The sequence below is a fragment of the Streptomyces cacaoi genome, from assembly GCF_006539165.1.
GTDB lineage: Bacteria > Actinomycetota > Actinomycetes > Streptomycetales > Streptomycetaceae > Streptomyces > Streptomyces cacaoi.
In genome coordinates, this window is sequence record NZ_BJMM01000024.1 from 52,435 (window position 1) to 65,145 (window position 12,711).

The window sequence follows — 12,711 nt, forward strand, 5'->3', positions numbered from 1 at the left end:
TCCGTATGTCCAAACAATATCGAGACGACTGGGAGAAGGCCGCACGCTTTCTGTGTGACTTCGCCATGGTCGCCCCCAGGACCGGCGAGGACTGGAGAGCCGACGCCCAGGCCGTCATGAACCTGCGGACCAGCGATCCGCGTGGCTGGCTGGAAGTCAACGACGCACCGGAGACCGACGCCTGGTGCGACCGGACGCACCCGTTCATTCCGCCGTTTCTTTCCGAGTTCGACACATCCGTCTTCCCGGTGCCGAAGAATGCGGCGATCCAGCTCATGTCCCTGCTGCACGCCGACTGGTTCGCCGCCTGGGCCGAGCCGGATTTCGACGAGCGCAAGGAAGACCTCATGGAGCGGGCCGAGGTGGTACTCGGCCGATTCGGGGAGAACGCGGTGTTCTATACGAACGCGACGGCGGCGAGAGACGATCCGGAAGCGGACATGTTCCACCGCGAGCAGATCCACGAATGCTTCACCGACTACCCGCTCGACTGCGGAGTCATCGCCGTCTCCCCCGACGAGGTGGGCGTTTTCTGGGGCTTCTTCATCGGTGACTGACCGACCCTCCTGGGGGGTGGGGCCGACAGGGGTGCGGGCCCCGGGACCCGACAGCGGTCTTCGGGCGGGAGCCCGCATACCGTGGGGGCCGTTGTGTCGGCCTTCTGCCCGGGTGGGAGGCCGTGGGCATCATGGCCGTCAGCCGTCCGGCCACCGCACCCCACAGGGAGATACATGAGCAGCGCAAAGCCCGTCGTCGGGATCGTCATGGGGTCCGATTCGGACTGGCCGGTGATGGAGGCCGCAGCGAAGGCGCTGGCCGAGTTCGAGGTGCCGTACGAGGTGGATGTCGTCTCGGCGCACCGGATGCCGAAGGAGATGCTGGCCTACGGCGAGGACGCCGCGGGCCGCGGGCTGAAGGCGATCATCGCGGGTGCGGGCGGCGCCGCGCACCTGCCCGGCATGCTCGCGTCCGTCACCCCGCTGCCGGTGATCGGTGTGCCCGTCCCGCTGAAGTATCTGGACGGTATGGACTCGTTGCTGTCGATCGTGCAGATGCCCGCGGGCGTGCCCGTGGCGACGGTCTCGGTGGGCGGCGCGCGCAATGCGGGTCTGCTGGCCGTGCGGATGCTCGCCGGTCACGACGAGGAGCTGCGCGAGAAGGTCGTGGACTTCCAGCAGGAGCTGAACGCGCAGGCCACCGAGAAGGGGAAGCGGCTGCGCAGCAAGGCGGCGGGGGAGACCGGTTTCGGCTTCGGCCAGGCAGGAGGGAACTGAGCGATGAGCACTTCCGAGACGAGCCCCACGCACGAGGACCCGGTGCCGCGGCTGGACCGGGCGCGCGCCCTGCTGGCCGAACACCCGGTCGTGGACGGGCACAACGACCTGCCGTGGGCGCTGCGCGAGCAGTGCGGCTACGACCTCGACGCGCTGGATGTCTCCCAGGACTGCGGCGACCGTCTGCACACGGACATCCCGCGGCTGCGGGCCGGCGGCGTCGGCGGCCAGTTCTGGTCCGTCTTCGTCCCGGCGGAGCTGACGGGGGACGACGCGGTCAGCGCCACCCTGGAGCAGATCGACGTGGTCCGTCTGCTGTGTGCGCGCTACGGCGACGACCTGCGGTTCGTGGACACGGCGGACGGCATGGAGGAGGCCCGGGCGCACGGCGGCATCGCGTCGCTGATGGGCGCCGAGGGCGGCCACTCGATCAACAACTCGCTCGGCACGCTGCGTTCGCTCTACGAGCTGGGCGTGCGCTATCTGACGCTCACTCACAACAGCTCGCTGGCCTGGGCGGATTCGGCCACGGACGAGCCGCGTGCGGGCGGGCTGTCCCGGTTCGGCGAGGAGGTCGTCCGGGAGATGAACCGGCTCGGCATGCTCGTGGACCTCTCGCACGTGGCGGCCGAGACGATGCGCGCCGCGCTGCGGGTGACGGAGGCGCCCGTTCTCTTCTCGCACTCCTCGGCGCGCGCCGTGTGCGACCATCCGCGCAACATTCCCGACGACGTCCTCGCGCAGCTCCCGGCCAACGGCGGTGTGGCGATGGCGACGTTCGTCCCGAAGTTCATCCTGCCGGCGGCCGTGGCCTGGACGCAGGAGGCCGATGCGAACATGCGGGCGCACGGCCTGCATCCGCTGGACCTCACCGAGGAGGGCAAGCGGGTCCAGCGCGAGTTCGAGGAGCGGAATCCGCGCCCCCGGGCGGACGCGACGACCGTGGCCGACCATCTCGACCACATGCGCGAGGTCGCCGGTATCGACCACGTCGGCATCGGCGGTGACTACGACGGCACTGCCTTCACCCCCGCCCAGCTCGACGACGTGGCCGGCTATCCGCATCTGATCGCCGAACTCCTCGGCCGCGGCTGGACGGAGGACGACCTGGCCAAGCTGACGTGGCGCAACGCCGTGCGGGTGCTGCGGGACGCCGAGGCCGTGGCGCGCGATCTGCGGCAGCGGCGCGGCCCGTCCGTCGCCACGATCGACGCACTGGACGGCCCCACCGCGGCGCCCGCCTCGTGAGGTCTGCCGACGCCTGATGACGACAGCCCGCCGACCGGCCCCTGTCGGTGTGCGGTCGGCGGGGTGTCGGTGTTGTCGGTGTGCTGTCGGGCGGGACCGGGAGGGTGGCGTGGCGGGGTCCCGGGTGGTGGCCCCGCGGGGCGGTCCGGGCGCGGTGTCCTCCGGCGAAGGCACGGCCCGAACCGCCCGCCCTGTCGCTCGCGTGAGGAGATCCGTATGCCCGTGCCCGAACCCCGCCCGACGGCCACCCCTGCCGACGCCGACACTTCAGAGTCCGCCTCCGGTTCCGTCTCCGCTTCCGGTTCCGGCTCCGGTTCCGCGTCCGCAGCCGGATCCGGTCCGGCAGCCGAGCCCGGTTCCGTTCCGGGTGGCCGAAGGGAGGGGGCGCGGCGGCGTCCGACCTGGGACGTCCGGCGGCTGCCCGCGGCCGAGGGCAGGACGTTCCTCGTCACGGGCGGCAACGCGGGCATCGGCTACTTCGTCGCGGAACAGCTGGCCGGCACCGGAGCGACGGTCGTCCTCGGAAGCCGGGACGCGGCCCGGGCGGCGGACGCGCTGGGATCGATCCGGGCCCGGGTCCCGGGGGCCCGCGTCCGCCATCTCGCCCTGGACCTCGCGGACCTCGCGTCCGTGCGCACCGCGGCGGAGACGTTCGCCGGGGACGCGGGGCCCGGCGGGGGACGGCTCGACGCGGTCGTCCTCAACGCGGGCGTGGCGCTGGATCATCCGCCGCGCCGGCTGACACACGACGGCCACGAGCTGATGTTCGGCACGAACCATCTGGGGCACTTCGCGCTCACCGCGCACCTCGCGCCGCTGCTCGCGGCGACCGAGGGCAGCCGGATCGTGACGACGGGCAGCTTCGCGGCCCGCTCCGAGCGGATGGACCTCGACGATCCGCAGTCGCTGCACGACTACCGGCCCAAGCGCACCTACGGCCGTTCGAAGCTGGCGCAGATGCTGTTCGGCTTCGCCCTCGACCGCCGGCTGCGTGCGGCGGGCAGCGGCACCCTGAGCGTCGTCGTCCACCCCGGGGGCGCCCTCGACGGGCTGACGCCCGCGCGCCCGCCGCTGCACACACCGGGCCGGGGCAGCCGCCTCGCGACGCTCCCGGCCGGTCTGCTGCTGCACGGCAAGCACGCCGGGGCGTGGCCCGCGGTCCGCGCGGTGCTGGACGAGGAGGTACGCGGGGGACAGCTGTGGGGCCCCGCGGCGTTCGGGCTGCGCGGCGAACCCCGGCTGGAACGGCCCCGTCCGCACATGGTGGACCGCGGGACGGCGGACCGGCTGTGGGAGATGAGCGTCGAACTGACGGGTGTGGAGCCGGAGTTCGGCTGACGGGTGAGGTCGGCCCGGGCGCACGCCCCGGACGCACGCCCCGGACGCGCCGCGCCACGCCGCGTCGCAGCGGAACGCGGCAACGGGCGTGCCCCTCCCGGTGAGTCGGCCGCAGCCCGCCCGGAAGCGTCCAGCCGTGTCCGGGGGCCGGTCCCCCAGTGCGCAGGAGCTGGTCAAGGCCCGCCCGGGCAGGGCCGGGTCCGGCCCGGGAGCGGCACGGCCCCGCGTCGAAGCTGATCAAAGCCCGCCCAGGAAGGGCCGGGGACGGTCCGGGGCAGCCGGGCACGCGTGGGTGCGGTCGGTGGGAATGCGGCGGCGGTGGGACGGCGTGAACGACCCTCGTGCGCGTTCTTGACCCGGCTCCCGTGCCGCACGAGCATCTCGTGTGCCGCTTCTGCCCAGGGAGGACCTTTTGTTCCGTCCGGCAACACCAGGCCCCCGCAACGTCCCCACCGACTCCGACTCCGCCTCCGAGTCCGTCCGCGACTCCGGGCGGGACGCCGAGCCCGCCCCCGAGGTCGGGCCCGCCCCCGCCTCCGGGCCCGACTCCGGCACCACCCCCGGCACCGCCCCCGGCGCCCGAGCCGGCACGTCGCCCGGGCACCCGCCCAACTCCCGCCCCGGCCGGGCGGGTTCGTCCCCGCTCGCCCGGCGCCGGGTGCTCCAGGCAGGCGCCGCGGCGGGCGGTGTGCTCGCCGCCGGTGGGCTCGCCGCCCCCGGCAGCGCGTACGCGCGGGGCCGGGCCCCGGCGGCGGCCCCCGCGGCCGGGTCGGCGGCCCGGACGGTCTCCCGTACCGTCCCGTTCACCTCGGCCACGAACGGCGCGGCCACCCTCGTGCCGGGCGCCGGTCATCTGATCGCCGAGATGCAGAACATCCTGTGGAAGGTGCCCAGATCGGGCGGCCGGGCCCGGCCGTTGAGCACGCCCGGTCTGGAGCCGACCCGGCCGGTGCTCTCCCCGGACGGGTCCCGGCTGGCGGTGTGCGCGTACCGCGGCGGGGGTTTCCACATCTGGACGCTGCGCCCGGACGGTTCGGGCCTGAAGCAGCGCACCGACGGGCCGTGGGACGACCGCGGCCCGGCCTGGTCGCCGGACGGCCGGAAGCTCGCGTTCGCCTCGGAGCGGGGCGGCGACCCGGTGCAGGGCAGCCCGTACCGGATCTGGGTGCTGGACGTGGCCTCCGGGAAGCTGACGAGGATCACCGGCCGGCCCGGTCAGGACGGCCCGCATCAGGACGGCGACTGGGAGGACTTCGACCCGGTCTGGTCGCCCGACGGCCGTCGCCTGTGGTGTGTGCGCGGCAGCGTGCGGGACGGCGAGGACGGCCCGGTGCTGGACTCCCGCACGCTCGTCTCGGTCGCCGCCGACGGCAGCGCTGACGTCCGCACCGAGTACACGGACGGCACCGAGGGCGCCGCCTTGATGACACCGGCGGTCTCCGCCTCCGGGAAGGTCGCCTGCCTGCGGACGACGCCCGCGCCGAAGGCCACGTGCACGCTGCTGGTGGACGGCGAACCCGTGCCCGTCGAGGGCGACTTGGCGCCCGCACCGCCGCGCTGGGCGGACCGCGGGACCCTGCTGCTGACCGTCGACGGCACCTTCCGGCTGCTGCGCCCGGCCCGCCCCGAGTCGCCGCAGCGCATCGGGTTCGAGGCGGAGCTGCCCGTCGAACGGCCCCGCTACCGGGGCAAGGACCACGGCTTCGAGGCGCCCGGCAGCCACGCGGTGCGCGGGATCCAGCAGCCGGTGCTGTCCCCGGACGGGCGCCGGATGGCGTTCGTCGCGCTCGACGCGCTCTGGCTGGCCCGTACGGACGGCTCGGGCCGGCCCCGGCGTCTGGTCCGGGTGCCGAAGACCCGCTACGTGTGGGCGCCGGCGTTCGCACCGGACGGCGCCTCCGTGCTGTGGTGCGACGACCGCGACGGCCTCGCCACCGTCCGCAGCATGCGCCTGCCGGACGCCGACGCGGACGGGACGGGCACCGGGGACGCCGGGGGCGCCGCGGGCGAGGAGAAGGTGCTGGCCGAGGGCGGCCGGGTCTTTCCCGCGCTCTCCCCGGACGGCTCCCGGCTGGCCTGCCTCGACCTGGCCGGCAACCTCCTCGTGCGGGACCTGGCCGACGGCAGCGAACGCACCCTGGCCGCCCCGCTGGGCGGCGGTGGACTGCCGGGCCCGCCCACCTGGTCCGCCGACGGCCGGCGTATCGCGCTGTGCGACCGCAACCGGCTCAACCACCGCTTCCGCGAGGGCTACAACCTCGTCCGCGTCGTCGACGCCCGCACCGGCGAGGCCGCCCTGCACCCGCTCGCGGCGCACGCCTCCCTCTCCGACCGGTACGCCTCGGGGCCGGTGTGGTCGCCCGACGGCCGCTTCCTGGCCGTCGTCAGCGAGTCCGCGCTGTGGGTGCTGCCGGTGCGCCGGGACGGCACGCCGAACGGCAAGGCGCGCCGGCTGACCGACCACAGCGCCGACCACCCCTCCTGGTCCGGCGATTCACGCACGCTGCTGTACCTGTCGGCCGGCCGGCCCCACCTGCTGCGCCTCACGGCCGGCGGGCACGCGCACGGCCGGCCCCGTCCCGTCCGGGTGCAGCTGACCTGGCGCAGGCCCGCACCGAAGGAGACGGTCGTGCACGCCGGGCGGCTGTGGGACGGCACGGGCCCCGACGTCCGCGAGGACGTCGACCTGGTGCTGCGCGACGGCCGTATCGCCGGGATCGAGCCGCACCGCGCCGGCCGCCGCGCCGCCCGCCGGATCGACGCCTCGGAGCACACCGTCCTGCCGGGCCTGTGGGACTGCCACACCCACCCCTGGCAGAGCACCTACGGCGGCCGGCAGACGACGACGCAGCTCGCCTACGGCATCACCACGGCCGTCTCGCTGGGCGGCTTCGCCACCGAACAGGCCCGGCTGCGCGAGGCGCTGGACTCCGGCCGGCTCGCCGGGCCCCGGCTGCTGGCCACCGGCGAACTCCTCGACGGCGCCCGCGTCGCCTACAGCATGGGCCGCGCCCACCGCACCCGCGAGGGACTGCGCCGCTCCCTGGAGCGGGCCGAGGCGCTCGACTGGGACTTCGTCAAGACCTATGTGCGCGCTCCCGGCTGGCTGATGCGCGAGGCGGCGCGGTTCGCGCACGAGCGCCTCGGGGTGCGCTCCGGCAGCCATCTGTGCACCCCGGGCATCCAGCTCGGCCAGGACCTGACGACCCATCTCCAGGCCACCCAGCGCCTGGAGTTCGGCCATGCGACGACCGCGACCGGGCACGCCTACGACGACGTCACCGGCATCTACACCACCCCCGGCGACTTCCACCTCATCGCGACGCCGTTCACCGCGTCCCCGCTGCTCGGCGACCACCCGGAGCTGGCGGACGACCCCCGCGTCACCCGGCTGATGCCGCCGTGGGACATCGAGACCGTCCGCGCGTCCGCTTCCCGGCCGCCCACGAAGGACGAACTGGCCACGCTGGACATCGAGACGGAGGTCTACCGGCGCGTCCTCGCCGCCGGCGGCCGGGTCGTCCTCGGCACCGACCAGCCGCTCGTGCCCGTCGGTCTGCATCTGCACCTCGCGCTGCGCGCCCTGCACCGCGCGGGCCTGAAACCGCACGAGGTGCTCCGCACGGCCACCGCCCTGCCCGCCCAGGTGTTCGGCGTGGAGCGCGACCTCGGCACCGTCGCACCGCACAAGCTCGCCGACCTCATCGTCGTCGCGGGCGACCCCCTGACCGACTTCGACGACCTCATCCGCACGACGACGACCATCCGCGGCGGCGTCCCCCACGAACAGGACGACCTGGTGGACGCCTTCCCCGCCGGCTCCCACCGGCACGCCGCCCCCGCCCACTGGCGCTCCGTCTCCCGCACCCTCCGCCGCGACAGCTGCTGCGACCCGGGCCACTGACCCCACACCCCGCGCCGGGGCCGCCCCGGCCCCGGCGCACCCCGAACGCCCCCGCACGAACGGAAGGGCCCCGCCGCGCCACAGCGCGACGGGGCCCGCGCTCCGTAAGGCCCGTCCTAGGGCAGGTTCCGGGCCATGACGATGCGCTGGACCTGGTTGGTGCCCTCGTAGATCTGGGTGATCTTGGCGTCCCGCATCATCCGCTCGACGGGGTAGTCGCGGGTGTAGCCGTAGCCGCCGAGGAGCTGGACCGCGTCGGTGGTGATCTCCATGGCGGCGTCGGAGGCGTAGCACTTGGCGGCGGCGCCGAAGAAGGTGAGGTCTTCCTTGGCGCCGTCGGCGCCCTCGGAGACCCGCTCGGAGCGGGCGGCGGCCGCGTAGGTCAGCTGCCGGGCGGCCTCGATCTTCATGGCCATGTCGGCGAGCATGAACTGCACGCCCTGGAAGTCCCCGATGGGCTTGCCGAACTGCTTGCGCTCGGCGACATAGCCCTTGGCGTAGTCGAGCGCGCCCTGGGCGATGCCGAGGGCCTGCGCGGCGATGGTGATGCGGGTGTGGTCGAGGGTCTTCATGGCGGTGGCGAAGCCGGTGCCCTCGGCGCCGATCATCCGGTCGGCCGGGATGCGCACGTTGTCGAGGTAGACCTCGCGGGTGGGCGAGCCCTTGATGCCGAGCTTCTTCTCGGGGGCGCCGAAGGAGACGCCCTCGTCGTCCTTCTGCACGACGAAGGCCGAGATGCCCTTGGTGCGCTTGTCCGGGTCGGTGACGGCCATGACGGTGTAGTAGTCGGAGACACCGGCGTTGGTGATCCACCGCTTGACGCCGTTGAGCACCCAACTGTCGCCGTCCCGCACGGCCTTGGTCTTCATGCCGCCCGCGTCCGAGCCGGCGTCGGGCTCGGAGAGGCAGTAGGAGAACATGGCGTCGCCCTTGGCCAGCGGAGCGAGGTAGCGCTGCTTCAGCTCCTCGGAGCCGGAGAGCATCACCGGCAGCGAGCCGAGCTTGTTGACGGCGGGGATCAGCGAGGAGGAGCCGCACACCCGCGCGACCTCCTCGATGACGATGACGGTGGCGAGCGCGTCGGCGCCGGCGCCGCCGTAGCTCTCCGGCACGTGCACGGCGTGCAGGTCGTTGGAGACGAGCGCGTCCAGCGCCTCCTGGGGGAAGCGGGACTCCTCGTCCACCTCGGCGGCATGCGGTGCGATCTTGGCCTCGGCGAGGGCACGCACGGAGTCACGGAGCATCTCGTGCTCCTCGGAGGTCCGGTAGAGGTCGAACTCTGACGCCAAGGGGTCTCACTCCTCGTTCAGGAAGCGTGCTGGCCTGCTAATTACCGTTAAGTAACCCGATTTTAGGGGCCGGGAGCGGAGCGGGGATACGTGAGGTTCGCGACAGGAACCGTCCCGTTATGCTCGCGGTCAGCGTGTCGCCGTAGCAAGGAGCACTCCATGACAGGCCCAGGAGAACCGGCCGAGCCCGCCGGACGGACGGGTGCCGCGCCCCGGATCACCGTGATCGGTCTCGGCTATCTGGGCGCCACCCATGCCGCCGCCATGGCGGAGCTGGGCTTCGAGGTGCTCGGCCTGGACGTGGTGCCGGAGAAGATGCGCAAGCTGGAGCAGGGCAGCGCCCCGATGTTCGAGCCCGGCCTGGAGGAGCTGCTGCGCGCGCACGTCGCGGGCGTCGAGGGCTCCACGGGGCGGCTGCGCTTCACCGACTCCTGGGAGGAGCTGGGCGCGTTCGGCGACGTCCACTTCCTGTGCGTCAACACCCCGCAGAAGCACGGCGAGTACGCGGCGGACATGAGCTACGTCGACGCCGCCGTCGCCTCCCTGGCGCCGCATCTGGACCGCCCCGCGCTGGTCGTCGGCAAGTCCACCGTGCCGGTCGGCAGCGCCGCGCGGATCGCCGAACGGCTCGCCGAGCTGGCGCCCGCGGGGCGGGACGCCGAACTCGCCTGGAACCCGGAGTTCCTCCGCGAGAGCTTCGCCGTCCAGGACACGCTCCACCCGGACCGGATCGTCGTCGGCGTGGCCGGCCCGCGCGGTGAGGAACTGCTGCGCGAGGTCTACGCACAGCCGATCGCCGAGGGCTCGCCGTTCCTCGTCACGGACTATCCGACGGCCGAGCTGGTCAAGGTCTCCGCCAACTCCTTCCTGGCGACGAAGATCTCGTTCATCAACGCCATGGCCGAGGTGTGCGAGGCGGCCGACGGCGACGTCATGAAGCTCGCCGAGGCCATCGGGTACGACGACCGCATCGGCCGGAAGTTCCTGCGGGCCGGCATCGGCTTCGGCGGCGGCTGTCTGCCCAAGGACATCCGCGCCTTCATGGCCCGCGCCGGCGAGCTGGGCGCCTCCGAGGCGCTGACCTTCCTGCGCGAGGTCGACTCGATCAACATGCGCCGCCGGGCGCAGATGGTCGAACTGACCCGGGACGCCGTCGGCGGCACCCTGCTGGGCAAGCGCGTCGCCGTCCTCGGCGCCACGTTCAAGCCCGACTCGGACGACGTGCGCGACTCGCCCGCGCTCAATGTCGCGGGCCAGCTGCACCTCCAGGGCGCGCAGGTCACGGTGTACGACCCGAAGGGCATGGCCAACGCCCGCGCCCTGTTCCCGACACTCGGCTACGCCGACACCGCGCTGGACGCCGTCCGCGGCGCGGACGTCGTGCTGCACCTCACCGAGTGGAAGGAGTTCAAGGAGCTGGATCCGGCGGTCCTCGGCGAGGTCGCCACCACCCGGCACCTGCTGGACGGCCGCAACACCCTCGACCCCCAGCTGTGGCGCAAGGCCGGCTGGACCTTCCGCGCTCTGGGCCGCCCCACGGCCTGACCCGCGCGCCTGCTCGCCCCAGCGCCCCGTCGTCTCCGAGGACGCGAGACGTCCCGCTGTTTGAGGCCGGGCCCGGCGGTCAACCCGGGCCCGGGAAGGCAGGGGAGCGGAGATACGGGTACGGCCCGCTCCGGCCGGAGCGAGCGAGGGAGTGAGCTGCCATGGCCCTTTCCCGGATGGGGCTGTTCGTCCTGGACTGTCCCGATCCCGCGGCCCTGGCCCGGTTCTACGCCGGAATCCTCGGCTGGACCGTCGACGACCGGGGCGATGGCGAGTGGGTGGAGGTCACAGCGCCGCAGGGCGGCCGGCTGCTGGCCTTCCAGCGGGCGCCGGACCACGTCCCGCCGCGCTGGCCGAGCGGCGAGCACAGCCAGCAGGCGCATCTGGACCTCTACGTCGACCGGGAACACTGGGACGAGGCCGAGCAGGAGGCGCTGGGGCTGGGCGCCCGCCTGGTCCAACCCGACGAGGGCGAGCGGGATTTCAGGGTCTACCTCGACCCCGCGGGGCACCCCTTCTGCCTGTGCGTCCAGACGCCGGACTCCCCGGCCGCCACCGTTCCCCCGGCGGCCTGAGCCCGCCCGCACCCGGTGGCCGGGACGGCCGCCGCCTGCGCCCGGTGGCCGGGACGGCCGGACGGGCCCCTGCGGGCCGGACGGGGCGGCACAGCACGAGGGCGGCCGGCCCCCGCGGGAAGCCGGCCGCCCTCGGTGTGCGGCCCGTGCCGTCGGCGCGCCGACGGCGTCACCGTCCGTCAGCGGTCGTCGGAGACGGTGACCTTCTCGTCGTTGTTGAGCTGATCCACCAGCTGCTTGACGCGGCCCTTGTCCCAGGCGAGGTTGCCGCCCGGCGCGGGACCGGCGATCGGCATGTTCATGGACTTGCCGTCGCCGCTGGTGACGCCCTTCATCGCCCAGAACATGGAGGCCAGGTTCCACAGGCTCATGTCCTTGTCGACCTTGAGTGTGTCCAGGCCCGCACCCAGCGTGGGGTAGAGCGTGAAGGGGTTGATGACGGTGCTGGGCGTCGCCGTCTGGTCGGCCAGCGCGGACAGGAACTTCTGCTGGTTCTTCGTCCGGTCCAGGTCGCTGTTCTTCAGGGCGTAGCGGGTGCGCACGAAGGCGAGCGCCTCGGCCCCGTTCAGCGTCTGCTTGCCCTTCTTCAGGTCGGCGCCGGACTTCTCGTCCTTGATGTCCTGCGGGATGTCCAGCTCCACCCCGCCGACCGCGTCGACGATCTTCGCGAAGCCGCCGAACCCGATCTCCGCATAGTGGTCGATCTTCAGCCCGGTGTTGTGCTCGACGGTGCGGACCAGCAGCTCCGGCCCGTCCATCGCATAGGTCGCGTTTATCTTGGTGCGCTTGCCGGTCGCGGCGTAGTGCTTTCCGGACTCGGAGCCCGTGAAGGACGGCACCTCGACGTCGGAGTCACGCGGCAGCGAGACCATCGTGTTCCCGTTGCTGCCCACGTGCAGGATCATGATCGAGTCGGTACGGCCCTCGTCCGTGGGCCCGCCGGTGTGCAGATCCTTCTTCTCCTGGTCGGACATGCCCTCGCGGCTGTCGGAGCCGACGATCAGGTAGTTCGTCCCGTCGCCGCCCTCCGGCCGGTCCTCGACGATGCCGAGATCCACCTCGCGGCGCAGCTTCGAGTCCGCCCAGAAGTAGGTGGCCACCGACCACACCAGGACGACCGCCACGAGGACTATCAGCCCGACCTTGATCCGGCGACCCCAGTTCGGCCGCGGCCGGTAGGCGTCGTCGTACCGGCCGTCACCGCCGTCCCGGCCGCCCCCGTTGCCGCCGTAGACCTGTCCGGTGTTGTAGCCCGAGTCGTACCCGTACCCCTGGCCCGCCGGCCGGCCCTGGCCGTACGCCTGACCCCCGCCGCCTCTCTGCGGGGGGACGCCGGGTCCATGGGTGTGCGGCATGACACGGGTGGGGTCGGGCTCGGGCGTACCGCTGCCTCGTCCCTCCCGGCCGCCGGGGCGGTCGGTCCAACCATCGGGCCACTGATTCATGCCAGGCAGTGTGACGGACAACGGGGGCGCGAACACAGGGCGGGTACCGTCTCGGGCCTCGGCTGTAGCAGTTCTGATGCAAATCCACAGATC

Annotated in this window: 9 protein-coding genes; 7 read left to right on the forward strand and 2 right to left on the reverse strand. The window is 73.2% G+C overall.

Annotated features, from left to right (window positions below; all coding sequences use genetic code 11):
- Positions 1–5 precede the first annotated feature (5 nt).
- The 5 genes from SCA03_RS21570 (at position 6) to SCA03_RS21590 (ending at position 7,764) form a co-directional block, all read left to right on the forward strand.
- Entirely contained in the window at positions 6–557 is a 552-nt protein-coding gene (locus tag SCA03_RS21570) for a hypothetical protein (RefSeq protein ID WP_141275581.1), read from the forward strand.
- A gap of 174 nt (positions 558–731) precedes the next feature.
- Positions 732–1,274, forward strand: coding sequence for a 5-(carboxyamino)imidazole ribonucleotide mutase (gene purE / locus SCA03_RS21575; RefSeq protein WP_030889052.1), 543 nt, complete (start codon positions 732–734; stop codon positions 1,272–1,274).
- A 3-nt stretch (positions 1,275–1,277) separates the two neighbouring features.
- Entirely contained in the window at positions 1,278–2,522 is a 1,245-nt protein-coding gene (locus tag SCA03_RS21580; protein WP_051846682.1) for a dipeptidase, read from the forward strand.
- Positions 2,523–2,738: 216 nt separating this feature from the next.
- Positions 2,739–3,860 carry an SDR family NAD(P)-dependent oxidoreductase gene (locus SCA03_RS21585; RefSeq protein WP_086818492.1) on the forward strand — a complete coding sequence of 374 codons (1,122 nt, stop codon included), beginning with the start codon at positions 2,739–2,741 and terminating at the stop codon, positions 3,858–3,860.
- 658 nt (positions 3,861–4,518) lie between these two features.
- Positions 4,519–7,764: an amidohydrolase family protein gene (locus tag SCA03_RS21590; RefSeq protein ID WP_174864506.1), complete on the forward strand. Its 3,246-nt coding sequence runs from the start codon at positions 4,519–4,521 to the stop codon at positions 7,762–7,764.
- 116 nt (positions 7,765–7,880) lie between these two features.
- Here the strand turns inward: SCA03_RS21590 and SCA03_RS21595 are convergent, their stop codons facing one another.
- Positions 7,881–9,053, reverse strand: coding sequence for an acyl-CoA dehydrogenase (locus SCA03_RS21595; RefSeq protein ID WP_030889615.1), 1,173 nt, complete (start codon positions 9,051–9,053; stop codon positions 7,881–7,883).
- A 159-nt stretch (positions 9,054–9,212) separates the two neighbouring features.
- Here SCA03_RS21595 and SCA03_RS21600 point away from each other — a divergent pair, with 159 nt between their 5' ends.
- Both SCA03_RS21600 and SCA03_RS21605 read left to right on the forward strand, forming a co-directional pair.
- Positions 9,213–10,598 (forward strand): UDP-glucose dehydrogenase family protein, encoded by a 1,386-nt coding sequence (locus SCA03_RS21600; RefSeq protein WP_051846683.1) that lies wholly within the window; start codon positions 9,213–9,215, stop codon positions 10,596–10,598.
- A gap of 161 nt (positions 10,599–10,759) precedes the next feature.
- Entirely contained in the window at positions 10,760–11,173 is a 414-nt protein-coding gene (locus SCA03_RS21605) for a VOC family protein (protein WP_086814863.1), read from the forward strand.
- Between the two features lie 179 nt (positions 11,174–11,352).
- Here SCA03_RS21605 and SCA03_RS21610 read toward each other — a convergent pair whose 3' ends face one another.
- Positions 11,353–12,618, reverse strand: coding sequence for an LCP family protein (locus SCA03_RS21610; RefSeq protein WP_030889608.1), 1,266 nt, complete (start codon positions 12,616–12,618; stop codon positions 11,353–11,355).
- Positions 12,619–12,711 lie beyond the last annotated feature (93 nt).

Bases quoted from the DNA above. Each gene is read 5' to 3' on its own strand.
- SCA03_RS21570 (WP_141275581.1), top strand. From the start codon at position 6: ATGTCCAAACAATATCGAGACGACTGGGAGAAGGCCGCACGCTTTCTG.
- purE (WP_030889052.1), top strand. From the start codon at position 732: ATGAGCAGCGCAAAGCCCGTCGTCGGGATCGTCATGGGGTCCGATTCG.
- SCA03_RS21580 (WP_051846682.1), top strand. From the start codon at position 1,278: ATGAGCACTTCCGAGACGAGCCCCACGCACGAGGACCCGGTGCCGCGG.
- SCA03_RS21585 (WP_086818492.1), top strand. From the start codon at position 2,739: ATGCCCGTGCCCGAACCCCGCCCGACGGCCACCCCTGCCGACGCCGAC.
- SCA03_RS21600 (WP_051846683.1), top strand. From the start codon at position 9,213: ATGACAGGCCCAGGAGAACCGGCCGAGCCCGCCGGACGGACGGGTGCC.
- SCA03_RS21605 (WP_086814863.1), top strand. From the start codon at position 10,760: ATGGCCCTTTCCCGGATGGGGCTGTTCGTCCTGGACTGTCCCGATCCC.
- SCA03_RS21610 (WP_030889608.1), bottom strand. From the start codon at position 12,618: ATGAATCAGTGGCCCGATGGTTGGACCGACCGCCCCGGCGGCCGGGAG.